This window comes from Pantoea sp. X-Soil-ISGK-285, assembly GCF_059730815.1.
Genome location: NZ_AP035938.1, coordinates 2,662,063 through 2,686,744, shown reverse-complemented (window position 1 = coordinate 2,686,744; position 24,682 = coordinate 2,662,063). Strand labels below are relative to the sequence as shown.

The 24,682-nt window shown below is 48.1% G+C and carries 17 protein-coding genes; all 17 read left to right on the top strand.

From position 1 onward, the window contains the following. Nucleotides 1-46: 46 nt before the first annotated feature. The 17 genes from AC6I8B_RS12835 (at nt 47) to gmd (ending at nt 24,681) form a co-directional block, all read left to right on the top strand. Nucleotides 47-1,183: an EpsG family protein gene (locus AC6I8B_RS12835; protein ID WP_010248137.1), complete on the top strand. Its 1,137-nt coding sequence runs from the start codon at nt 47-49 to the stop codon at nt 1,181-1,183. Between the two features lie 128 nt (nt 1,184-1,311). Next, nucleotides 1,312-2,229, top strand: a complete 918-nt coding sequence (locus AC6I8B_RS12830; protein WP_157352607.1) for a glycosyltransferase family 2 protein — start codon at nt 1,312-1,314, stop codon at nt 2,227-2,229. A 74-nt stretch (nt 2,230-2,303) separates the two neighbouring features. Continuing rightward, entirely contained in the window at nt 2,304-3,056 is a 753-nt protein-coding gene (locus AC6I8B_RS12825; protein WP_010670978.1) for a glycosyltransferase family 2 protein, read from the top strand. 46 nt (nt 3,057-3,102) lie between these two features. Beyond that, a complete protein-coding gene (locus tag AC6I8B_RS12820) occupies nt 3,103-4,137 on the top strand; it encodes a glycosyltransferase (protein ID WP_157352605.1) in 1,035 nt (344 codons plus the stop codon). 82 nt (nt 4,138-4,219) lie between these two features. Next, on the top strand, nt 4,220-6,436 hold the full coding sequence (locus AC6I8B_RS12815) for a phage tailspike protein (RefSeq protein ID WP_033772202.1): 2,217 nt from the start codon (nt 4,220-4,222) through the stop codon (nt 6,434-6,436). Nucleotides 6,437-6,595: 159 nt separating this feature from the next. After that, nucleotides 6,596-7,858, top strand: a complete 1,263-nt coding sequence (gene wcaK / locus AC6I8B_RS12810) for a colanic acid biosynthesis pyruvyl transferase WcaK (RefSeq protein WP_010248124.1) — start codon at nt 6,596-6,598, stop codon at nt 7,856-7,858. A 4-nt stretch (nt 7,859-7,862) separates the two neighbouring features. Continuing rightward, nucleotides 7,863-9,086 carry a glycosyltransferase gene (locus AC6I8B_RS12805; protein WP_157352603.1) on the top strand — a complete coding sequence of 408 codons (1,224 nt, stop codon included), beginning with the start codon at nt 7,863-7,865 and terminating at the stop codon, nt 9,084-9,086. Next, a complete protein-coding gene (locus tag AC6I8B_RS12800; RefSeq protein ID WP_332837850.1) occupies nt 9,083-10,423 on the top strand; it encodes a lipopolysaccharide biosynthesis protein in 1,341 nt (446 codons plus the stop codon). The genes AC6I8B_RS12805 and AC6I8B_RS12800 overlap by 4 nt, the downstream gene beginning before the upstream one ends. Before the next feature lie 278 nt (nt 10,424-10,701). Further along, nucleotides 10,702-11,604 carry a UTP--glucose-1-phosphate uridylyltransferase GalF gene (gene galF / locus AC6I8B_RS12795; RefSeq protein WP_010248118.1) on the top strand — a complete coding sequence of 301 codons (903 nt, stop codon included), beginning with the start codon at nt 10,702-10,704 and terminating at the stop codon, nt 11,602-11,604. 42 nt (nt 11,605-11,646) lie between these two features. After that, entirely contained in the window at nt 11,647-12,660 is a 1,014-nt protein-coding gene (gene galE / locus AC6I8B_RS12790; protein WP_010670976.1) for a UDP-glucose 4-epimerase GalE, read from the top strand. A 547-nt stretch (nt 12,661-13,207) separates the two neighbouring features. Continuing rightward, a complete protein-coding gene (locus AC6I8B_RS12785; protein WP_122888695.1) occupies nt 13,208-14,623 on the top strand; it encodes a mannose-1-phosphate guanylyltransferase/mannose-6-phosphate isomerase in 1,416 nt (471 codons plus the stop codon). 14 nt (nt 14,624-14,637) lie between these two features. Next, a complete protein-coding gene (cpsG, locus tag AC6I8B_RS12780; RefSeq protein ID WP_157352597.1) occupies nt 14,638-16,020 on the top strand; it encodes a phosphomannomutase CpsG in 1,383 nt (460 codons plus the stop codon). Then, nucleotides 16,017-16,811, top strand: coding sequence for an ABC transporter permease (locus AC6I8B_RS12775; RefSeq protein ID WP_332837849.1), 795 nt, complete (start codon nt 16,017-16,019; stop codon nt 16,809-16,811). The genes cpsG and AC6I8B_RS12775 overlap by 4 nt, the downstream gene beginning before the upstream one ends. Beyond that, complete coding sequence (locus tag AC6I8B_RS12770; protein ID WP_157352594.1) at nt 16,811-18,097, top strand: ABC transporter ATP-binding protein; 1,287 nt, start codon at nt 16,811-16,813, stop codon at nt 18,095-18,097. The genes AC6I8B_RS12775 and AC6I8B_RS12770 overlap by 1 nt, the downstream gene beginning before the upstream one ends. Before the next feature lie 55 nt (nt 18,098-18,152). Continuing rightward, the gene (locus tag AC6I8B_RS12765) at nt 18,153-19,904 is read left to right on the top strand and encodes a GT99 family glycosyltransferase N-terminal domain-containing protein (protein ID WP_157352590.1); all 1,752 of its coding nucleotides are present in this window, start codon (nt 18,153-18,155) and stop codon (nt 19,902-19,904) included. After that, nucleotides 19,904-23,632, top strand: a complete 3,729-nt coding sequence (locus AC6I8B_RS12760; RefSeq protein ID WP_157352587.1) for a glycosyltransferase — start codon at nt 19,904-19,906, stop codon at nt 23,630-23,632. Before AC6I8B_RS12765 ends, AC6I8B_RS12760 begins: the two co-directional genes overlap by 1 nt. 14 nt (nt 23,633-23,646) lie before the next feature. Next, entirely contained in the window at nt 23,647-24,681 is a 1,035-nt protein-coding gene (gene gmd / locus AC6I8B_RS12755) for a GDP-mannose 4,6-dehydratase (RefSeq protein WP_122888700.1), read from the top strand. Nucleotide 24,682 lies beyond the last annotated feature (1 nt).

Genomic DNA, 24,682 nt, shown 5'->3' with positions numbered 1-24,682 from the left:
GTGATTATTGCTGGCATGAGAACTTGTGGAATTAAGGAATCACACCATGGCTCCATATTGGTATGTATCAGGCTTTTTACTGCTGCTTTCGCTGTTTGAAATAGCGCTAAAAAAAGACGAACGCACAAATTATATTCTGACCTGGCTACTCTGTTTTGCCGCCGTGACTTTGATTATTTTCGGGGGAATACGCGGTCTTGGTACCGGCATGGATGACTTTCAGTACCGGAGCTTCTTCGAAGACTTTGTAAGACGTATTGAGATTAATGGCTTCTTTAATACCGTTGCGTTTTTCCGTTACGAACCGCTGATTTTTGCGATGGCCTGGCTCACCAGCCTGTTTTCGCACAATGCCAGCATCTTCCTGTTTGTCTTCTGCGCCATTGCCGTTTCCATCAATACCTGGTTTTTCAGGAAGATGTCTCCGTATCCGGTGCTGGCGCTGGTGCTCTATTCGGCGCACATCTTTATCAACAAAGACATTAACCAGATTCGCTTTGGCCTGAGTTCTGCGCTGTTCCTTGGCGTTCTCTGGTCGATCTATCTCAAGCGCTACTGGTGGGCATTTGCCTTCTTTATTCTGTCGTTCACGAGCCATAACACCGGTGTCATGGTGGTGACGCTTGTGCCGTTCCTGTTTATCCGGGACTGGCGCTGGTGGCCGGTCATTATCATCGTTGCCAGTCTGCCGCTATCGGTTGTGGGTGGCTCGGGCTTTATTGCCCTGATTGCCGGTCATCTGGGATCGCTGGGAGAGAGGGCTTCGGGCTATAACAATGACCCCTCCTATGCAATGGGTGGCAGCATCCTGGCCGTATCGAACCTGAAAAACATCATGCTGGTGTTCGTCTTCTTCTATTTCATGCTGACCGATAAGCTGAAGCGCGAGAATTACGCCCAGTATCGCCTTAACTATCTGCTGATTTTAAGTTTTGCCATCGGCGGGGCGATCAGGATCTTCCTGTACAACTTCCCGTCAGGTTCGCGCCTGTCCAACTATCTGCAGCAGGTTGAGCCGATCATCCTGACCTCGCTGATTTATCAGGCAAGGCGATCCTGGAAGCCAGCGCTGTATGCCATGCTGGTGTTCTTCCTGCTCTATTACCTCTACTACAACACCATTTCAACCAAACAGGCCGTTACCGGTTATGAAGTGGCGCGGGAGTTTTGGCTGATCCACTAATCAATCTGACGACCGCCTCTGGGTGACGAGTTTCACCCAGGGGCGGTCGCCGGTCAGAACACAGGTTTTTCATCGACCGTTGTCGAATGAACTGTTTATTTTTGAACTACTTTAATGAGGTGCTGGCAATGAAGGACATTCGTTTCTCCATCGTAATTCCGGCTTATAACGCGTCAGAATCGATTGTCACGACGCTGGATTGCGTTAAAGCACAAACGTATCGCAATTTCGAAGTCATCATCGTTGATGATAAATCTGCGGATGCCGCCGCGCTGGCGGATGTGGTGCGCAGCGAACGCTACCGGGATCTCGATATCAATCTGGTGCTCTCCGAGGTCAAACTCAACGGAGCCGGTGCACGTAACAAAGGCATTGAGCTGGCGACCGGTGACTATGTCAGCTTCCTTGACGCCGATGATGAGTGGGCGGCGGACAAACTGCAGCAGGTGAGCGAAAAAATTGCTCAGCTGGACGGGCAGGGCAAAAAGAATTTCGTCATTTTCAGCCAGGTGAATATCTATCAGGATGGCACGTTCCTGAAAGTGATGCCGATGCAGCCGCCAGGCAAAAATGAAACGGTCGCGGAGTATCTGTTCGGCTGCTACGGCTTTATCCAGACCAGCACCATTGTGCTGAAGCGGGAAGACGCGGCAAAAATTCAGTTCGATACCCGCTACATCCGTCATCAGGACTATGATTTCTGCATACGTGCCGACCGCATGGGCTATGACTTTGTGATGATCGCCGCACCGCTGGCGAACTACCATCTGGTCACTAAGTTTGGCTCGAAACACAAAGGCGAGTCGGTGAAGTACTCGATGTTCTGGCTCGATACCATGAAGCCGCATCTGACCCCGCGTGACATCCACACCTACAAAGCTTTTAAGCTGCCGCTGCGCTACAAGATGGATGGTAAGTCGCTGATGGCAAGCCTGAGCTTTGCGCGCTACTTCTTCCTCACCAACAAAGACAACCGTGCTTACTTTATGAACCGGGTTAAAGACAAGGTCAAAGCACGTTTCGGCGGTGAGAAAGCGATCTCCTGACGCGCGCCGCGCCTCGCTCTGCTCCTGATCTGATGCCAGGAGCGACTCTTTTTACGATTAATTCAGGGTTGAAGATGAATACTTCTGTTGGAACCGTTGGCATTGTCATGCCTATGTATAATGCACGTCAGACGGTGTTACGCGCGGTGCAATCGGTTATCAATCAGCACTATACCGACTGGCATCTCTATCTGGTCAACGATAAATCGACCGATGACTCGCTGGAATTTGTGCGTGAGCATTGTCAGGATCCGCGCATTACCATTCTGGATAACGCGGTCAACATGGGCGCAGCAGAGACCCGAAATGTCGGGCTGCGCGCGGCCACTGAAGAGATTATCGCCTTTCTCGACAGCGACGATGAGTGGCATGCGGATAAACTGACCCAGCAGGTCGCTGCCATCGCGGCCGGCGATGATTTTGTGATTACCGAATATCACTATAAAACCCGCAAGGCTGAGCACGACATTACCTACGGCAAACCTTACCTGCAGCAGGAAAACTTTGTGAAGAAGCAGTATCGCGTCTGCTTCTCCTCCGTCTGTTTCCGCCGTCCGCCGCAGGGGCTTTTCTTCCAGCGCAAAGGCCACGAAGATTTCCTGTTTTTGTATGAATTATTCACCCGCTATAAGCAGGCGCGCGTAATTCAGACGATTCTGGTCAACTATTACGAATTAGGCGATTCCCTTTCCCGTAATAAGAACAAAGCGGCCCAGTGGCACCTTGAATTATTAAGAATTATCTATAAAAACAATCCTTTAAAAATCTATTACTATTACGCCTGGTATATGGTGAATGGTGTGCTGTTTACCCTTAAGCATCGTTAAGCCTGTCGGCAGGATTGTCTTTAAAATTTGAGGTGGATAGCGTTTCATGAAAAAAATTGTCCTGGTGATCAAAGATGCTTATTCGTATGCGGGCACCGAGAACATCTGTAACTTCATGTCAGAGTGTCTTGGCGAGACCCATGAAGTCACCATCTACTCGCTGGAAGGCAGTGGAAAAACCTTTTACCCGTTTGAGCACGTCAAACAGATCGTCAGCTTTGAAGGGCAGAGCAATCCGATCAAAAGCGCGGTTGCCCGGATTCACGAAGAGGGTTTCGATACCGTCTTCCTGATCAGCATGGGTCGCCTGAGCGTGATGTTCGCTTTCTGGAATCTGCTGGCGATGAAGAAGAAGCGGGGCAAAGCCTACGCCTGCGAACACATCGCCATTAACTCCTTCAGCAAACCGATTAAGTTCCTCAAGTTTCTGCTGCTGCGCTACTACGACCGCGTGATTGTTCTGACCGACAAAGATCATCAGGTGTTCAGCCGCTGGCGCATTCCCAGCAAGCAAATCCCCAACCCGGTGGTTTACAAAGACTATCAGCGCCAGACACGTCATCGCCAGGCGCTGGCAGTTGGCCGACTGGATAACCAGAAGGGCTTTGACCTGATGCTGGATATCTGGCGCGACTTCGCCCGCAGCCATCCTGACTGGACGCTGGTGATTGCCGGTGACGGTGAACTGCGTCAACAGTTGCATGACCAGGCGGCGGTGCTGGGCATCACCGACAGCGTGAAGTTTGTCGGTAAGGTCAGCAATATCAACGACTACTATCGCGACAGCGATATGGCGCTGATGACCTCGCGCTATGAAGGATTGCCACTGGTGCTGCTGGAAGCAAAATCCTGGTCACTGCCGGTAGTGGCATATGACTGCCCGACCGGTCCACAGGAGATCATCAATCACGGTGAAGATGGTTTCCTGGTTCCGATGAACGACAAAGCCACGTTTCTGGCCCGAATGGAGCAGCTCGCCAGCGATGAAGCGCTGTTCTATGCCATGAGCGAAAAAACGAAACAGACCGCGCTGAAATTCGACGGTAATCAGATTAAGCAAAGCTGGCTGTCACTGGTTTAACCGGAGCTGGAAAAGCTCACTTGCGACGTGCCTCAGGGACACCGCCATGGCCAATGGCCTTATTGACTACGGGAATTGATGCATGAAAAGAAGAGAAGTTTTACAGACCGCCGCCTCCGCTCTGGTGGGGGCTCTCTCCGTGAGCACCTTTTCCAGCTACGCTGCAAAAAGTAACGGTATCGCCCTGAAGCCGGTTGATGCCACTGACGTGCCTAAAGGCGACGTGCCAATTCTGACCCCGGAAAATGTCTACGCCATGCCACCGCAGTTCTGGCAGGGTTTTGAAGGCAAACTCTGGATTGGTAAAGCAGGTGCAGATGCCAGCAAACCGGGCAACCAGATCCCGGTCTTCCTGCGTGATGCCAGCGGCAAAGTGTCGGAGATTGCTCAGCCTATCGCGCTGAACAAAGGTAACTTTGCCCAGTTTATTCAGGACAATGCTGCGCTGATTGCCAATCCGTCGCATTCGATGGCAGTTGAAGACAGCAATGGTCAGACGCTGTTCAACATCGCGGATGTCAGCCGTCCGGGCGCTGCAGATTTCAGCCAGCGTCTGGCGCAGCCAGCGGGTTATCAGCTGATTGGTGAGATCCCGTCCGTAGCGGAGTTACGCAAAACCCGTCCGCTGTTTGAAGGGGCCAAGGTTAAGCTGAAAAGCTGGCATGAAGGACGGGAAGTCGGCGGCGGCGAGTTTGTCGGCAGCTTCCAGCCCGCGCAGAATGATGGCGGCGTAAACTTTGCCGGTGAGGGCTTTTCCTGGCGTCGCGTGGTAGACGATTTTAACCGCCTGACCCTGTTTGATTTCGGTGCGATTGCCGATGGCAAAACCGATACGGCACCCGCCATTATGGCGATGTTCCAGTGGTCACAGCAGGCAAACCAGCAGATCTGTGTCCAGTTCCCGGCCGGTACCTTCATGGTCTCAGCCTGTAACCTTGGCGATAAGTATCTCAACTTCTTCCGCATGTCCGGTGCGATGGTAAACTTCGGCTACTTCCCGGCGACCACGATTGTCTCGGATGGTAAGTCAGAGTTCGTCTTTGAGATGAATGCCCGTCGGGTTGAGCTTTCCAACCTGAATTTTAACGGCAACAGCGATAAAAGCCCCAACAAGCAGGGCTTTTTCCATAACAACTGCCCTGGCGGACAATATTTCCGTGGTGCCTGCCTGCGCTTTAACGCAGTCGGCGGCACCGCCATCAGCCTGCAGGATACCCTCGATTGTAAAATCGACCAGTGGTACGCCTCACGCTGCAGCGGCGATGTGATCAAATCGGGCTGGTCAGGTCAGAAGCAGGGCAAATGGGACCACAGCACCGCGATTGAGCTGTCGAACTTCAATGCGCAGTACTGTCGTGGTGGCAAAGTCCTCAACCTGCCGCGCTGCGGCCAGTCGATTATCCATAACGGCTGGATTGAGCATTGTGATAACCCGGGCGATCTCTCCAATGGTCAGTGGATTGTCGATGCGCTGAGCCTGGAAGATTGTAAAAATCCGCTGATCGCGCATAACACGCGCCTGAATATGCGCCAGACCAGCCTGCAGTCGGGCAGCTGGATCGACAACTCCATGCAGGGCGACCGTCTGCTCAGCATCTGGGAGATGGGATCGACCCGTGTGGAGTCCTATGGCGTCGCGCTCGATGGCAGCCTGAAGTACAACTACATCACCTCGCGCTGGCGTTTAGAGAACAACACGAATCAGGAAACCTGGTTTGATCTCGGCAGTCTCTACTCCCCGACCGTGGGTGATTCGTGGGAGATCGAAATTTTTGGTCAGTCGCAGTTCAGTAACGGCAGTGGCGATAAGCCGCTGATGGACCTGATCGGTGACAAGACCACCGGTGGCCGCGCGATGATCCACGTACAGCGCAAAAAAGATCGCTCTGAAGCGAGCTGGTCGGCCGAAGGCAGCAGCCCGATTGTCGATGTGCGCTATGTGGCTGAGCATGACACCGATGTCCGCATCTTCGTCAAACTGGCGGGCTGGACGCCGTCGGTGGCCGTGCTGGTGAAAACCACCGGTAAAGATCGCTTTGTCACCGGTCGCTGTGCGCGCGTTAACGCGAAGATGGAGAAGGGCAATCCTCCGGCGGGCGACGCGACTAAACGCGCGCCGCAGCGCTTCAGCCTGCACAACGGCAAAGCGGGCGTGGGTGCCAACGAGCAGGGCGATCTGCTGATGGCTTCCCGTCCGCTCTCCGCCGATCAGGTCGATACTAGCAAGCCTGAAGGCTTTGTTTCCGTCGTGATCAACGGCAAACAGGTCGCACTGCCTTACTTCGCAATCAAGTCGTAATCCCTTGCATCACGGCCGCCACAATGGAGGCGGCCGGTTTTAACAGGAGCACTACCTTTGGGTGCGTTATCCCGTAAAGCATTACTTTAAACAGAGTTCATTTTGCCCATTGCGGATCTGGGCGGCTTACAGAATTAAAAAAATTCATTCGGAGTTGTTATGAAAATTTTATTGGTGGGTAACCATACGTGTGGAAATCGCGGGGATGGCGCGATTCTTCGTGGACTGATTGATTCAATGAAGTCTGCACGCAGTGATTTAGAAATTGATGTTATAAGCCGTTATCCAACCAGCTCCGGTTATCTGCTTCAGCAGGATATTAAGCAGGATGCGCTGTATCTGCACAACAGCAAATCAGGTAAAGGTCTGGTCGGTTCGTTCAAGCGTAAAGTCGCGAACCGCCTGATGCCTGATATCATGATGGCGCATCTGGGCAAGGGCGGGATCTTTAAGTCGTTCGCTGTACCCCCGCACCTGAAGGCGTTTACTGACAGTCTGGCAAAATATGATGCGATTATTCAGGTTGGCGGATCGTTCTTCGTTGACCTCTATGGTGTGACCCAGTTTGACCATGCCCTCTGTGCACTGATGGCGAAAAAGCCGATCTACCTGATCGGTCACTCGGTGGGGCCGTTCCAGAACCCGCGCGTCAATGCGCTGGCAAACTTTGTCTTTGATCGGGTCGACAGCCTGGTGCTGCGTGAATCGGTCAGTCTTGACCTGATGAAGCGCGATGGCGTGACCAGTTCTAAAGTCGCGTCTGGCGTTGATACCGCTTTCCTGGTGCGTGCACGCGAAGTCGAAAATCCGAGCCATAACCTGCTCTACTGGCAGGGCATTATCGATGGCCGTAAAACCATCGCGATCACCGTGCGTGAACTGGCACCGTTTGATAAACGTCTGGGTGTGACGCAGAAAGAGTATGAAGCGGCATTTGGCCGGGTGATCAACGCCATGATTGCTGAAGGCTATCAGGTTGTGGCGTTCTCAACCTGTACCGGCATCGACAGCTATGCCAAAGATGACCGCATGGTTGCACTGACCCTGCGTGACCACGTGACGCAGCCTGAACATTACCATGTCATTATGGATGAGTTTAATGACCTGGAACTGGGCATCCTGCTGAATCATTGCCATCTGACCATTGGTACCCGCCTGCACTCGGCGATTATCTCCATGAACTTTGGCACCCCGGCTGTGGCGATTAACTACGAGCACAAGTCGATGGGTGTGATGAACCAGCTTGGTCTGCCGCAGATGGCAACCGATGTGAAAAGCCTGATGGATGGCTCGCTAATCGACAAAGTGAAAACTGTGCTTGCCGATTACGACAACATCAAGCTCAAGGTCGACACGGCCGTTGCGAATGAAAGGGAAATTGGCAACCGGATCACTGAAGAGATTCTCAAAGTATTAGGGTAATGTGATGAAACTGACTTTTTTCACCATGCGTTTCCCGGTTGCCTCTGAGACATTCGTATTAAATCAGGTAACCCACTTTATTGATGCCGGTTACGAGGTGGAGATTATTTCAGTCTTTCCCGGCGATTTAGTGAACCGGCATGCCGCTTTTGATGAGTATGGTCTGGCGGCGAAGACGCATTATCTGCTGCCGGAAGAGAAGATCTCGATTGTCGATAAGCTGAACCAGCGCCTCAAGCTGGTGCTGCCAAAAGTGACGAAGCCGTCGCTGCTGCGTTCGCTGAATGTGCTCCGTTATGGCGCACAGTCCAGCAAACTGTTGCTGCCGTCGATTGTGGCGAATGCAAAACAGACCTTCACCGCAGATGTGTTCCTGGTGCATTTCGGCTATGCCGGTGCGCTGGCGAACAAGCTGCGTGAGCTGGGCGTGCTCAAAGGTAAACAGGCGACCGTGTTTCACGGCGCCGATATTTCCCGTCGTCACATTCTGGAAGAGCACAAACTCGACTATGTGAATCTGTTCCGCCAGAGTGAGCTGATGCTGCCTATCAGCAATCTGTGGAAGAACAAGCTGATTGAGATGGGCTGCCCGCCGGAAAAAATTCACGTTACGCGTATGGGCATTGAGCCGGAGAAGTTTAACTTCCAGCCGCGCCAGGCGTTTCAGACGCCGCTGCGTATCGTTTCGGTGGCACGTCTGACCGAGAAGAAAGGGCTGGATGTGGCGGTCAAAGCCAGCGCCATCCTGAAGCAGCGTGGCGGTCAGTTTCAGTACACCATTATCGGTAACGGCGATCAGGATGAGATGATGCGTGATTTCATCGCCCGCGAGGGGATGGAAGATTGCGTCAGCATGCCGGGCTTTAAACCGCAGGAGGAGATCCGTCGCGCGCTGAGTGAGGCTGACATCTTCCTGCTGCCCTCCAAAACCGCCGCAGATGGCGATATGGAAGGTATTCCGGTTGCACTGATGGAGGCGATGGCGGTCGGCCTGCCGGTGGTCTCAACCTTCCACAGCGGCATTCCGGAGCTGATCGAAAACAACGTTTCTGGCTGGCTGGTGGAAGAGGACGATCCTGAGGCGCTGGCGGAGACGCTGCTGAAGCTCTCTCAGGGTGAAGTGGATGTGGCGCCCGTGGTCGCGGCCGCCCGTCACAAAGTTGAGACTGAATTTAATCAGCATATCGCCTACGGCGAACTGGCACAGATTCTGGAGCGACTGGTGTGAGTGGATTTAAGTCACAGGCGATTTGGCTGTTCGGCAGCACCTGCTTCTCGGCAGTGCTGCAGGTTGCACAGCTAAGCTTTCTCGCCCGCAAACTGGAAACCCACGAGCTGGGTCTGTTAGCCATCATCAACGCCATCCTGGCGGTGGCGGGTGTGCTGCAGGATATGGGGATGAGCAGTTATCTGGTGCATCGCCAGAACATTACCCGTCGTGAGCAGAGCACTATCTACTGGGTGAACGTCTCACTCAGCTTGTGTACTGGCCTGATCATGCTGCTGATCGCCTTCCCGGTCTCCTGGTTCTATCATCTGCCGGAGCTGGTGGGTCTGATCATGCTGACCAGCCTCAACTTCCTGGTGCTGGGGCATCTGTCGCAGTATCAGGCGCACTACATCAAAACCAAGCGGATGGTTTCGCTGGCGAAGATTGAGATGGGCACCAAGCTGTTTGCCTTCCTCTGTGTGGTGGCGATGCTGGAGTTCACCTCGCTCACCGTAGCGGCGGCGATTCTCGGTCTGTTTATCAACGCCTTTACCCGCATCCTCTGCATGATTGCGCTGGGTGAGAAGTCGTGGCGTCCGACCTGGGAGTTCGACAAAGCGACCTTTATCGGTGCGATTCGCTACGGCAGCTATCAGCTCGGCTCGCAGACCATTAACCAGCTGCGAACCCAGGCCGATGCACTGGTGGTCGGTAAAGTGATGGGCGCCGAGATGCTGGGTGTCTACTCGCTGGCGAAAGAGCTGGTGCTGCAACCGCTGAAGCTGGTGACGCCGGTGATTAACCGACTGGCACTGCCGCGCTTTGCAGAGAAGCAGCACGATGCCGAGCAGCTGAAGAAGCTGTTCCTCAAAGGCACACTGGGGATCATGCTGTTCAGCAGCGCGATGTACCTGGTGATTGGCATCTTCTCGCCGGTTATCGTTCGTGTGCTCTACGGCGCATCCCACGAGCAGGTCTATCATCTGATTCCGCTGATGCTGCTGTTTGGTATGCTGCGGCCGATGGGCGGACTGACCGGGGCAATTTCCCAGGCCAACGGACGGACCAACGTTGAGTTCTACTGGAACATCGTGGCGAGTATTGTGGTTCTGGCGGTGCTGGCAACCACCTTTATCTGGCCGAACGTGCTCTATGTGGCGCTGACGCTTTCCATCTCGCAGATTCTGATCTCGGCACTGGCTCATCCGTTCTTTATTAAGCCGGTAATTGGCATTCGGTTTATCCCTTATGCCCGGCAGTGGGTGGTGGTATCGGTGGTATTTGTCGGCATAATGCTGCTGGTCAATCACTTTAATCTGTTTGTGATGCCAGAGTGGTTTGAAGGCTGGTTGTAATCATAATTGCGTTATATCAACGGGCGGCCTCAGGGTCGCCCGTTTTCATTTATGGCTGGTCTCAGCCGTGCGGCGACCAGGGGTTGAAATAACAGAGGCGATATTCGATTACTGATTGTCTTTATTCAGTTTATGCCGTTGCTGGCAATGGGCAAAATGCCGAATTTCCAAGTTATGACAGAGAGTTACTGTCCGATTTTCAGATAAAGATTATACTTGCTCTTCCGGCCGATCCTGCATAATCGACCCACATCTTCATTTTATTAAACGGAATAAATATGACCAAGCTTAAAGCAGTAATCCCGGTTGCGGGCCTCGGTATGCATATGCTCCCTGCGACTAAAGCCATTCCGAAAGAGATGCTGCCTGTCGTCGACAAACCGATGATCCAGTACATCATTGACGAGTGTGTTGCCGCGGGTATTAAAGAGATTGTGCTGGTCACGCATGCATCGAAAAATGCCGTAGAAAACCATTTCGACACCACCTATGAACTCGAAGCGCTGCTTGAAGCGCGCGTGAAGCGTCAGCTGCTGAGCGAAGTGCAGTCTATCTGCCCGCCAGGCGTGACTATCATGAACGTGCGCCAGGCGCAGCCACTGGGTCTGGGCCACTCGATTCTCTGTGCCCGTCCGATGATCGGTGATAATCCGTTCGTGGTCGTGCTGCCAGACGTGCTGCTGGATGATTCTACCGCTGACCACATGCGTTACAACCTCGCAGCAATGGTTGCCCGTTTTGAAGAGACCGGCCACAGCCAGGTCCTGGCACAGCATATGCCCGCGTCCAATCTCACTGAGTACTCGGTAATCACCACTGCTGAGCCGATTGATCACCCTGGCGACATCAGCACCATTACCGATTTCGTTGAGAAGCCTGAAGATACCGCCGGACTGAACTCTGACCTGGCTGCGGTAGGCCGCTATGTCCTCTCTGCTGATATCTGGGCCGAACTGGAGCGCACTGAGCCAGGCGCATGGGGCCGTATCCAGCTGACCGATGCGATTGCCAGCCTGAGCAAACATAAAACCGTTGATGTTTCGCTGCTGACCGGTCACAGTTTTGACTGCGGTCGTAAGCTCGGTTACATGCAGGCGTTTGTCTCTTACGGCCTGCGCAGCAACGCGCAGGGTCGCGATTTCCGCGAAGCTATCCAGACCATCCTCGCAAAACAACAGTAATTTATTTGCCGCGTCCTGCGCGGCAGATTGAAAGGAGCTCACATGGCAATTTTAGTCACGGGCGGAGCAGGGTATATCGGCTCCCATACGGTACTGGCGCTGTTGCAGCGCGGTGATGATGTTGTGGTTCTGGATAACCTCTGCAATGCCTCACGCGAAGCGATTAACCGCGTTGAGAAACTGGCAGGCAAAAAAGCGACCTTCGTTGAAGGCGATATCCGTGATCGCGCCTGTCTGCGTGACCTGTTTGCATCCAACAGCATTTCAGCCGTAATCCACTTTGCTGCGCTTAAAGCCGTCGGTGAATCTACGCGTATGCCGCTGGAGTACTACGAGAACAACGTCGCGGGCACCGTGGTGCTGCTGGAAGAGATGCGTGATGCCGGCGTCTGGAACTTTATCTTCAGCTCATCAGCAACCGTTTATGGCGCAGATGCCCCGGTTCCTTACGTTGAGACCACCCCGATTGGCGGCACCACCAGTCCATACGGCACCTCTAAGCTGATGACCGAATTCGTGATGCGCGACTTCGCCAAAGCTGAGCCGAAGTTCAAGGCGATTGCGCTGCGTTACTTCAATCCGGTTGGCGCGCATGAGTCAGGCGAAATCGGTGAAGATCCGGCGGGCATCCCAAACAACCTGCTGCCGTACATTGCACAGGTTGCGATTGGCCGTCTGGAGAAGCTGGGCGTGTTTGGCGGTGATTACGATACGCCAGACGGCACCTGTCTGCGTGACTACATCCATGTCGTTGACCTGGCGGAAGGGCATCTGAAAGCACTGGATTATCTGAGCAAAGTTGAGGGCTACACCGCCTTTAACCTGGGCGGCGGCAAAGGCTTCTCGGTGCTGGAGATGATCAAAGCGTTTGAGAAGGCGTCCGGCAAGGCGATCCCGTTTGAGATCAAGCCACGTCGCGATGGCGACCTGCCTGCGTTCTGGGCCGATGCGTCACTGGCAAACACCACGCTCGACTGGCGCGTGACGCGCGGCATCGATGAGATGATGCGCGATACGTGGAACTGGCAGAGCAAGAACCCGGATGGGTTTCGGTAGTCTGCGATGAAATTCAAAAAACCCGGCTCAGGCCGGGTTTTTTTGTGCCTGCGTTAAGAGAAATTGCATATTCCTGCTCACTCTCCTCACCTCAATGCCAGATTGTGACTGACTGATGACTTAATACGGAATTATCCTGGTCTGGCTTCTGTAGCGTTTAATCACAATAGCGGCTAACCCGACTGTGTGAAGAGGCGCAAAGCGCGATTCTTCATACGCTACTATGCTGTTTTGCCAGTGATTACATTTACTCATGCAGGATGAGATCAATGTTTAGTCACTCTTAAGTTTTGTCAGTGGCAATGAAAGATTAGGCATATTATTTTTGCCGCACAAAATGTACTATTTGGTGTTATCCCGGAACCCGTATGCGATTGAATAAAATATAATCAGCGCATCGACAAGCTAACCTGTGAAGGTAAGATTCCTATCACACAGCGCATTGGTTGCTGCAAGCCAGGGGCGGTAGCGTGGCTGTTTATTCATAATGAATAAAAATTGACCCGCTTATATGCATAGCATGTTTAAATTTGTTAGAGGATGTGGAATGTTACTTCCCGTAATCATGGCCGGAGGAACCGGCAGCCGCTTATGGCCCCTTTCCCGCGAACTTTACCCAAAACAGTTCATCTGTCTGCACGGTGAGCACTCCATGCTGCAGGAGACGGTTAATCGTCTGAGCGGCGTCGAAGCGCGCGCACCGATGGTCATCTGTAACGAGGAGCATCGTTTCCTGGTTGCCGAGCAGTTGCGACAAATTAACAAGCTATCCCATAACATCATTCTCGAACCGGTAGGGCGTAACACTGCTCCGGCCATCGCGCTGGCTGCGCTGAACGCCGTAGAGCAGGGTGATGATCCGGTTCTGCTGGTGCTGGCCGCCGATCACGTAATTGAAGACCGTGCTGCGTTTCATCAGGCTATCAAAGTCGCCACCGCCTATGCCAAACAGGGCAAGCTGGTGACTTTTGGTATCGTGCCAACCGGTCCGGAAACCGGCTATGGCTACATTCAGCGTGGCGAAGCACTGCCAGGCGCAGAAAGCGGCCCTTATCAGGTTCAGCGCTTTGTTGAAAAACCGAATCAGAGCACCGCTGAGCAGTATCTTGAGTCCGGTGAATACTACTGGAACAGTGGCATGTTCATGTTCCGGGCTAAACGCTATCTGCAGGAACTGGAGAAATTCCGTCCGGATATTCTGGAAGCCTGCCGTCGCGCTATGGCTAACGTGAAAGAAGGCAATGATTTCATCAGTATTGATAAAGATGACTTTATCGCCTGTCCTGACGAGTCAGTGGATTACGCAGTAATGGAACAGACCGATGCCGCTGTGGTCGTCCCGCTGGCAGCCGGATGGAGTGATGTCGGTTCATGGTCTGCACTGTGGGAAGTAAACGACAAAGACGCTCACGGCAACTCGCTGAAGGGCGATACCTTCCTGCACAACACCAAAAACTGCTACATCAACAGTGAAGATCAACTGGTTGCCGCCATCGGCGTTGAAAACCTGGTCATTGTGAACACCAAAGATGCTGTGCTGGTTGCACGTAAAGACCAGGTACAGGATGTTAAGCGGGTGGTTGAGTTCCTGAAAAACGAGTGCCGCAGCGAATATCGCCGCCATCGTGAAACTTACTGGCCATGGGGACGTTGCGATCTGGTGGTTAACACTGGCCGCTTTAACGTTAACCGCATCACGGTTAAGCCGGGTGAAGCCTTCGAACTGCAGATGCATTATCACCGCACCGAACACTGGGTGATCCTCTCAGGCACAGCGAAAGTCACTATTCAGGATAAAACCCTGCTGCTGACAGAAAACCAGTCAACCTTTATTCCAATCGGTCACCCGCATACGTTAGAAAATCCAGGCAAAATTCCCCTGGAACTTCTGGAAATCCAGTCGGGTTCTTACCTTGGTGATGACGACCTCATTTTGATTAAACAACAGTTTGCAAGTAAGTAAGGACAGACACGATCATGGCAGCACTGACCTGTTTTAAAGCTTATGACATCCGCGGCGAGTTAGGCACTGAACTGAATGAAGACATCGCTTACCGCATTGGCCGCGCCTATGGTGAATTTATCCGGCCAAAAACGATCGTGGTGGGCGGTGATGTCCGACTGACCAGCGAGTCGTTAAAGCTGGCACTGGCTAATGGACTGCGGGATGCGGGCACCGATGTGCTCGACATTGGTATGAGCGGAACAGAAGAGATCTATTTCGCCACGTTTCATTTAGGGATTGATGGTGGCATTGAAGTGACTGCCAGCCACAACCCGATGAACTACAACGGCATGAAACTGGTACGGGAAGGTGCTCGCCCGGTCAGTGGTGATACCGGTCTGCGTGACGTGCAGCGCCTGGCTGAAGCGAATGACTTTGCTCCGGTAGAAGAGAGTAAGCGCGGCAGCTATAAACAGATTTCTGTGGTGGATGCCTATGTCGATCACCTGATGGGTTACATCGACCTGAGCAACTTCACTAAACCAATGAAGCTGGTGATCAACTCCGGTAACGGTGCAGCAGGTCATATCATTGATGAAATTGAAAAACGCTTTAAGCAGGCGAATGCGCCAGTAACGTTCATCAAAGTACATCATGAAGCTGACGGTAACTTCCCGAATGGTATTCCAAATCCGCTGCTGCCGGAGTGTCGCAAAGACACTTCTGATGCTGTGCGTGAGCATCAGGCCGATATGGGTATCGCCTTCGACGGTGACTTTGATCGCTGCTTCCTGTTTGATGAGAATGCAGAGTTTATTGAGGGTTACTACATCGTTGGGTTGTTAGCCGAAGCGTTCCTCAAGAAAGAGCCAGGAGCGAAAATCATTCACGATCCACGTCTGACCTGGAACACCATTGATGTGGTGACCAAAGCGGGTGGTATTCCGGTGATGTCTAAAACCGGTCATGCGTTTATCAAAGAGCGCATGCGTGAAGAAGACGCGGTTTACGGTGGTGAGATGAGTGCGCACCATTATTTCCGTGACTTCGCTTACTGCGACAGCGGTATGATTCCATGGTTGCTGGTGGCAGAACTGCTGGCAGTGAAAGGAGAGACGCTTTCCGGGCTGGTTTCGGAAAGAATGAAGGCGTTTCCCTGCAGTGGTGAGATTAATTCTAAAGTTGCCAATACAAAAGAAAAGATTGAAATCATTAAAGAGCGCTATGTATCTGAAGAAAGTGTATTAAATCTGACAGATGGAATCAGTGTGGATTTCTCTGACTGGCGTTTCAATTTAAGAACTTCTAATACAGAACCTTTAGTCAGATTGAACGTCGAATCTAAAAACAATTCAGCGTTAATGAATGAGAAAACAGCAGACATTCTAGCTTTACTAAATGGAGTCCAGAAGTGAGAGAGATACTGATAGCGATATTAAAGTATCGTGGCTTTATATGGAGTAGTGTGAAAAGAGACTTTCAGTCTCGCTACCAAATGAGCATATTAGGAGCAGCATGGTTAGTCTTGCAGCCTCTCGCGATGATCACTGTTTATACCGTAATCTTCTCGCAACTTATGCAGGCCAGGTTGCCTCAGGCAACCGGACCTTTTGCATACAGTATATACCTCTGTTCCGGTATTCTTACTTGGGGTTTATTCGCTGAAATACTTTCCAGAATGCAGGTAGTATTTATTGAAAATGCTAATTTGTTGAAAAAGGTTACATTTCCAAGAATCTGTTTGCCGGTCATCATTGTTTTATCATGCATACTTAACTTCTTAATAATATTCTCACTGTTTTTGTTTTTCCTGGCAGTGACGGGGAATTTTCCCGGAGTTGACTTTTTCTATATTATTCCAATATTGATCATTCAGGTATTATTCGCGAGCGGGCTTGGCATTACGCTTGGCGTACTGAATGTTTTTTTCCGTGATGTGGGGCAGTTTGTCACCGTTCTGCTTCAATTCTGGTTTTGGTTCACGCCGGTGGTGTACGTCTATACAACACTTCCTGTCTGGGCTCAGAGATGGTTAAATTACAATCCAATGACAGCCATAATAAACGGATATCATGAGGTTTTTGTACATAACACCGTACCAGACTTTTTTGCTATGAAATGGACTGTTGCTATCGCGGTTATATTTTGTGTGTTGGGTATTTATCTCTTTCGGAAACACGCGGCTGATATGGTGGATGAATTATAATGTACAGCATAAAAGTTGAAAACGTCAGTAAGAGTTATAAACAATACCCGCGAAAAATTGATCGGCTATTAGAGTGGGTTTTACCAGGCAAAAAAAAACGTTTTCATGAAAAACATGTTTTAAACAATGTCTCTTTTGAAATTGAAAAAGGGGAAGCTGTTGGTATTATTGGCGTCAATGGCGCTGGTAAAAGTACCTTATTAAAAATCATCACGGGTACCACAGCAGCGACATCAGGACAGGTGAAATCACAGGGGCGTATTGCTGCACTCCTTGAATTAGGTATGGGATTCCACCCTGATTTTACCGGCAGGCAAAATGCTGTAATAGCGGGCCAACTCCTGGGTATCACTGAAGAAGATATGGATGAAGTCATCCGTGATGTAGAAAATTTTGCTGGTATAGGTGAATACTTCGATTCTCCTGTACGGACATATTCAAGTGGTATGCAAGCCCGTGTAGCATTCTCAGTAGCGACCGCAGTTAAAGCTGATATATTGATTGTCGATGAAGCACTCAGCGTTGGCGACCTGGCTTTTCAGGCTAAATGCATGCAACGCATGAATAAGATGCTTGAAGACAATGTGACTATCCTTTTTGTCAGTCATGCACTTTTCCAGGTTAGGCAGTTTTGTTCTCGTGCAGTCTATATAGCAGACGGGGAAGTAAAAGCTTTTGGTGCCGCGGCAAAAGTTTGCGACCTCTATCAAAACTCTCTGGTGGAAAATAAAATTTCTATTAAAGAGCAGGAAAATACGGGATTAATTGTTAATCACAAACTCGATCCTGATATTACAGTTAATCCTAATCTCCGCCAGAATTCCCTACAGGAGAATGCCGGGAGCCTGGCTCTGGAGTTTCTGGATTTCAAAATGTTGAACGCTGAGGGGGAGGAAATTGCTACCCTTTACGCGAAAGATAAAGTTACCGTTCAGGCTGTTATCAGATGCAACAGAGATGTACCTGCTGAGGCATGTGTTGGCATGCTGATCGGTGACAAAAATGGTTTTCCTGTGTTGAGCATGAATTCCAACTATTATGATACTCGCCTGGAGAGTCTGAAAGCTGGTGAACACGTCATCATCAGCTGGGATTTTGTCATTCCCTTTTATATGGGAGAATATCGCATCGATATTGGCATCAAGCCTGAACCTTATTCGTCTGATTTTTATGATCGGATCTTCTGCGTAAAAGTTTTCACTGTGAATACGCCAGTTGAGCTTCTGAAAGAAAACTTTGGTGGTATGCTCCATATCCCGGCAGAAATGAAAGTCATAAAAAAATAAATCCAGTCTGAAATTTCAGGAAATATGTGTTAATCACATGAGGTGAATGCGAGTAATGTCAAATAAGAAATCCAAATATCTATTTTTTTGGCTTCCCTATGACGTCAAATATTCCTATGAAACATTTCTAACCGCTTTTTACCTGAGTGTTAAGCGTTTCTCTTGTAATGACGCGATACATATCGGACATGAGAAGATTTTTCAGGATGTGCCACCGCATTTACCTGAGAACTGGCTGGCAGATTTTAATACTTCCTTGCCAGACAATGAAGAGTTAAGAAATCTGGATAAAATTATCTGGAGCAGCGATGTTTTTTCTGCTCTGGAAGTTAAGCATAAATCTAAAAACATCGTATGGCAGCATATTCTTACCCAAGAGTACGAGCCATTGATGGAGCTGTTTGAATCTGAAATTGTCAGAATCAAAGAAACGTTTGATATTAAAGCTGTAGTATTATGGTCAAACTGTCCTTCAGTAAAAAAAATTGCACACAAACATCAGATTCCTGTTATTCATAATGAACTAGGACCATTACGAGAACCTGTTTATTTACCGACTTGCTATTTTGATTTTAGTGGTGTTAATGGGAATACTGAGGCTGCCCGTCGGTTTGAAAATTATCACATAAGCAACGATCGATATGCAAATTTTGGACGTGTAGCGCTGCTAAGTCTTTTTCTTAAAGTCGTAAAACCCATTCGTAAATTTGATAATTACGAAATTGGTGTGCCTCTTCAGGTTGAAGATGATTCAAATATTATTGCTTATAATAACGGGTTTGATAATCCCAAAATTATTGACTACGTCAAAAGTAAAACCAGCAGAGTTTTGATCCGCAAACACCCTTACGGACGTGTTAATTATAAAGATATAGAAAATGGAAGTGAGGATTTAACGCCTCAGGAATTTATCGCTTTATGCGAAAAAATAATTACTATTAATTCGAGTGTAGGTTTCGAAGCATTGTTATGGGGAAAACCAAGTGAGATATTAGGCGATTCTCCATTTTCATTCATTAGCCGTGACAGCGCCGGGTTTGTCGATGCGCTAAGATTCGCATTGCTTAACTATCTGGTCCCATTCGATTTCCTTTTCAACAAAGAATATTACGACTGGCGCATCACGATGCCTGATGAAGATAGTATCAGGGATAAGCATCTGTTCTATTATCTGAACTTAAAACACGGCTGGAATAAAACAAATATAAACATCGATACGATTCCTATTGAGCTGGAGAATATTTTTTTCAGAAATCTTAATTTGCAATTCGTTGAAAATGAAAATTATTTTCGTTCTGAGGCCGAAGAATTAACTAAAAAATTAATGAAGTTTAATTCCGACAGGGCGAAAGAAAGGGATTTGCTTAATTCGGAACTGAGTAAAAAGAACCAAGAGCTTGATAGTGCGGTCAATAAAAAGAAACATCTGGCAGATGAATTATGGTGTCACCAGCATCTTATTGAAAACATCTATGCAAGTAAGTCATGGCGACTTACAAAACCATTAAGAGTTATAAATAGTCTAAAATCTGCGAAAAAAACAACATTTCCCTTGAAACGCAAAGTTGTTGCGCTGGCTTTACCAATTGCCAGAAAAGTGCTTGCCAACTATCAGGCTCGAAAATTAGCTATAGCTGTAACAAAAAAGATTGGCCTTTACGGTAAATTAAAAAGCATTTATTTACAAAGTACAGTTCCAGTCGCCTCACCATTAGTCGATGTTTCAAATGAAAGCCAAAAATCCAAAGACACTGTTATCAATATTAAAAAAATCAAGATGCTTAAAAGTCAAAGAGGGAACGATTGATGCGCATAGCAATTGATATGCAGGGTTTGCAGTCAGAGAGTCGGTTCAGAGGTATTGGCCGGTATACTCGTGCGATAGTTAAGTCTCTGGCTAAACTGGCATTTAATAAAAAATATGAAGTTATTTTAATAGGTAATGGTGCTTTCCCAGTAAAAGATTTAGTCAATGAGTTTTCTCCACTGGTTGGCCGTAATGCTATTAAGTTCTGGTACCCGGCAGGGCCCTGTGCATTTGAAAACCCCGCCAATCATCATAATAATTCAAATGCAAAAATTATTCGGGAAGCATTTTTTAAAAGCCATAAGCCTGACATCATCTATATACCGGCTATGTTCGAAGGCTATCAAGATGATAGCGTCTTAAGCGTTAATGAATTCGATACGGATACACCCGTTGTCACAACCCTTTATGATCTGATTCCGCTACACAATCCTGCACAATATCTGGAACCTAACCCCAATTATAAGAAGTTTTATCTTGAGAAGATTTCTTATTTGCAGGCATGTAAAAAGTTACTGGCTATCTCTGCTTTTTCAAGACATGAAGGACAAGAGTATTTTAAAGATAAAGCTGAAGATATTGTTAATGTCTCTACAGCCTGTGACGATATTTTCAGAGTTATAGAATCAGACCAGAATAAAATCAACGAGCTCAAACTTAAATTTAAAATAACTAAACCATTTATTATGTATTCTGGAGGAGCAGATGAACGGAAAAACCTTCCTGCTCTGATAACAGCACTCAGTGAGCTTCCTGTTGAACTACAGAAACAGTATGATTTTGTATTAGCAGGAAAATTATCGCAATTTGACATCGATAAACTCAATCACCATGCTCGTCAGTGTAAGTTAGAACACATGTCGATGATCATGACTGGTTATATTACTGATGAAGAGCTGGTTCAGCTTTATAACACCTGTAAACTCTTTGTCTTTCCCAGTTGGCATGAAGGATTCGGCCTGCCGGCTCTGGAAGCTCTTGCTTGCGGCGCCGTTGTGATTGGTGCAGGCAATACCAGTTTACCTGAAGTAATTGGTATCGAAGAGGCGTTGTTTGATCCGCTAAGCGTGTCAGACATCAGAGAGAAGATTACCAATGTGCTTACGGATGAATCACTTTATTCTTCTTTGAAAGAAAAAGGCTTGTCGCGAGCTCAAGCCTTTTCATGGGATACTTCTGCTGCTATTGCGCTTTCTGCATTTGAAGAAGTCATTGAAAGTAAAGAAACGACTGTCCTGAAGGATGCTGGCAGTCTTAAGAAGACGTTAGCATTTTTTACACCTTTAAGTCCTGCGCGATCAGGTATTTCATTATATAGCGAAGAGTTACTTCCAGCGCTATCAAAATTTTATGATATTGATGTGGTTATTGATGAAAACCAGTCTGATATAAGAGAGAATAGTTATTATTCTTTCATTACAGCGAGCGAATTTTTAAACAGCTCAAAAATTTATGATCGCATCATTTATCAAATGGGTAATTCCATATTTCATGATTATATGCATGAGATTCTGGAAATTTATCCCGGCATTGTTTGTATGCATGATTTTTATCTCAGTAACTATTTCCGCTATAAAGAAACCTTTGCTGGTCATGAACGTTCATGGAGCGAACAGTTATTTGATTCTCATGGTTATAATGCGCTTATTCAAAGAGCGAATATTAATGACGATGAGAAGGTAATGTATCATTACCCGTCAAACTTTAATGTGCTGAGTAATGCTACGGCCGTTATAGTGCATTCCGATTATTCGAGGAAGTTAGCAAAACAATGGTATTCAAACAGTCGCGCGCTTGACTGGGAATGTATTCCATTGTTGCGTGCTGAACCCGTTTCTCAGGATAAGCAACAGGTCAGAAAAGAACTTAATATTTCTGAAGATAAAATATTGATTTGCTCATTTGGTATTCTTGATGCTTCTAAACTCAACCACCTTTTGATTCAGGGGTTAGGAGCTTTAAATAATGAGCTAAAACATAAGATCAAAATGGTTTTTGTTGGAGAGCTTGGTGGTAGCTATAAAGATCGGATTGAGTCATTAATAAAAGAGTATCATCTTGAGTCAGCTGTCGAGATCACCGGGTGGGTTTCTGATGCTCTTTACCGGCAGTATCTGGTTGCCGCTGATATTGGTGTTCAGCTCCGTGCTTTATCCCGGGGGGAAACCTCTGCCGCTGTTTTAGATTGCATGAATTATGGTTTAGCAACAATTATCAACGCTAATGGTTCAATGGCTGAGCTCCCTGATGACAAAGTTATTAAGCTCGCTGACGAGTTCATGCTGAGCGATTTGATCACGGCTATTGATAAATTGTGCGAGGATAAAAAATTCAGAGAAGATCTTGGCGATAGCGCGCATCTTTATATCTCAGCAGAGCATAGCCCCGAAAGATGTGCTGAGTCATGTTTTAATCATATAGAGGCTGCATATAGTAAAAATAATCTTACTGTTAATCAGATTATCAACAAGCTGGATATTCCGGAAAAACAGTATGAACCTTACGCTAATCTTATAGCCAATAACTTTCCCCGCATGAAATCAAACAGAAAGTTATTTTTTGATGTTTCCCTCATTAAAGATTCTGATTTATGGACCGGGATTGAGCGTGTTACCCGAGCCCTGCTGATTGAGCTGACCAAGCTATCAGATAATCGTTTTAGCGTAGTGCCTGTATATCTGAATAAAGAGCAAAGTGGTTATACTTTACGTGAAGCCAATAGTTTCATGGCAAAACTCTATCCTGGTATTGCACCTTATATTGATTACGATAGATGTGTCGATTTTAACTCAGGCGATGTTTACTTTTCATCCGAGTTAGCCTGCGATTTAGTCATAGATGCCCAAAAAAATGGATTTTATGACCATCTCTTAAAAAACAGTGTTAATGTCACATTCATGATTCATGATATTTTACCTGTTACCAAAAATCATTTCTTCCCGCCTGGAAGTAATGAAAGTTTTTCAGCATGGCTTAATATTATAATCGAGTATTCTGATAAAATAATTTGCGTTACTGATGCTGTTGTTAGCGAAGTTAAAAAATATATTTTGTCCAAAAAGCTAGATAATCCACGTTTGCAGCTAGAGTATTCTCATCATGGTGCGGATATTTCCTCAACAATACCTTCAGGTGGCATTAATTCGGGCGATGTTGACAAGGTTAACCTGATTAAACAGAATCTCTCTTTCCTCATGGTTGGTACACTGGAGCCACGTAAGGGGCATTTGCAGACTGTGGCTGCTTTCGAACTGCTTTGGGCAGCAGGTAATGAATCCCACCTGGTTATCGTGGGTAAAGAAGGCTGGAAGGGGTTGCCAGATGATGCGAGGCGTACGATCCCTGAGATTGTCGATACGATTAAAAATCATCCGTTGTTAAACAAAAAACTCTTCTGGTTTGATAACGCCAGCGATGAATTACTTAATGAGCTTTATCAGAACGCTGACTGCTTACTTTATCCATCTGAAGACGAAGGTTTTGGTCTTCCGTTAATTGAAGCCTCACAGCATAACAAACCATTGATATCACGTGATGTTCCGGTGCTTCGTGAAGTTGCTGGTGAGGGCGCTTTTTATTTCCAATCCAATCGGCCTGAGGTATTAGCTCGAGCTATAGAAGAGTGGATCGAACTCTTCAAAAACAATGCACACCCTGATTCAGCTGAGATTAGTTGGTTAAGTTGGGCGCAAAGTGCAGAAAATCTTGTAAAAAAACTCTTTGATTAAAAGGTTATCTATAAATGAAAAGTGCAGTTATTACAGGCATCACTGGTCAGGATGGCGCATATTTAGCTGAATTGTTACTTGATAAAGGTTATAAAGTCTTTGGTACTTATCGCCGTACAAGTTCAGTAAACTTCTGGCGCATCGAAGAGTTAGGAATTAAACAAAATCCTAATCTTCATCTGGTCGAATATGATCTGACTGACCTGTCATCAAGCATTCGTTTACTTCAGGAAAGCAAAGCGACCGAAGTCTACAACCTTGCGGCTCAAAGCTTTGTAGGTGTTTCTTTTGACCAGCCGCTGACCACAGCTGAAATTACAGGTATTGGTCCGGTAAACTTGTTAGAAGCTATTCGCATCGTTAACCCTAAAATTCGTTTCTATCAGGCGTCTACTTCAGAGATGTTTGGTAAAGTGCAGGCTATTCCGCAGAAAGAAGATACACCTTTCTATCCGCGTAGCCCGTATGGCGTTGCAAAGTTGTATGCCCACTGGATGACAATTAACTACCGTGAGAGCTACAACATCTTCGCCTCAAGCGGCATTCTGTTTAACCACGAATCACCACTGCGTGGACAGGAGTTTGTGACCCGTAAGATCACCGATTCTGTAGCCAAAATTAAGCTCGGTAAGCTGGATGTGCTTGAGTTAGGTAACATGGACGCCAAGCGTGACTGGGGCTTTGCTAAGGAATATGTTGAAGGCATGTGGCGTATGCTGCAGGCTGATGAGCCAGATACATTTGTCCTGGCAACCAACCGCACTGAAACAGTCCGTGACTTCGTTTCAATGGCGTTCAAAGCTGCTGGCATTGAATTGCGCTTCGAAGGCAAAGATGACCAGGAAGTTGCCATCGATGTAGCCACTAATAAAGTGGTGGTTAAGGTCAATCCTAAGTTCTATCGTCCTGCTGAAGTAGAATTACTGATTGGTAATCCACAGCGCGCGAAGGACATTCTGGGCTGGGAACCAAAAACCACGCTCGAAGAGTTGTGTGCGATGATGGTAGAAGAAGATCTGCGCCGCAATAAACAAGGGTTCTCCTTCTGAT

Coding starts and splice junctions, on each gene's coding strand:
- AC6I8B_RS12835 (WP_010248137.1), top strand. CDS start 47: ATGGCTCCATATTGGTATGTATCAGGCTTTTTACTGCTGCTTTCGCTG.
- AC6I8B_RS12830 (WP_157352607.1), top strand. CDS start 1,312: ATGAAGGACATTCGTTTCTCCATCGTAATTCCGGCTTATAACGCGTCA.
- AC6I8B_RS12825 (WP_010670978.1), top strand. CDS start 2,304: ATGAATACTTCTGTTGGAACCGTTGGCATTGTCATGCCTATGTATAAT.
- AC6I8B_RS12820 (WP_157352605.1), top strand. CDS start 3,103: ATGAAAAAAATTGTCCTGGTGATCAAAGATGCTTATTCGTATGCGGGC.
- AC6I8B_RS12815 (WP_033772202.1), top strand. CDS start 4,220: ATGAAAAGAAGAGAAGTTTTACAGACCGCCGCCTCCGCTCTGGTGGGG.
- wcaK (WP_010248124.1), top strand. CDS start 6,596: ATGAAAATTTTATTGGTGGGTAACCATACGTGTGGAAATCGCGGGGAT.
- AC6I8B_RS12805 (WP_157352603.1), top strand. CDS start 7,863: ATGAAACTGACTTTTTTCACCATGCGTTTCCCGGTTGCCTCTGAGACA.
- galF (WP_010248118.1), top strand. CDS start 10,702: ATGACCAAGCTTAAAGCAGTAATCCCGGTTGCGGGCCTCGGTATGCAT.
- galE (WP_010670976.1), top strand. CDS start 11,647: ATGGCAATTTTAGTCACGGGCGGAGCAGGGTATATCGGCTCCCATACG.
- AC6I8B_RS12785 (WP_122888695.1), top strand. CDS start 13,208: ATGTTACTTCCCGTAATCATGGCCGGAGGAACCGGCAGCCGCTTATGG.
- cpsG (WP_157352597.1), top strand. CDS start 14,638: ATGGCAGCACTGACCTGTTTTAAAGCTTATGACATCCGCGGCGAGTTA.
- AC6I8B_RS12770 (WP_157352594.1), top strand. CDS start 16,811: ATGTACAGCATAAAAGTTGAAAACGTCAGTAAGAGTTATAAACAATAC.
- AC6I8B_RS12765 (WP_157352590.1), top strand. CDS start 18,153: ATGTCAAATAAGAAATCCAAATATCTATTTTTTTGGCTTCCCTATGAC.
- AC6I8B_RS12760 (WP_157352587.1), top strand. CDS start 19,904: ATGCGCATAGCAATTGATATGCAGGGTTTGCAGTCAGAGAGTCGGTTC.
- gmd (WP_122888700.1), top strand. CDS start 23,647: ATGAAAAGTGCAGTTATTACAGGCATCACTGGTCAGGATGGCGCATAT.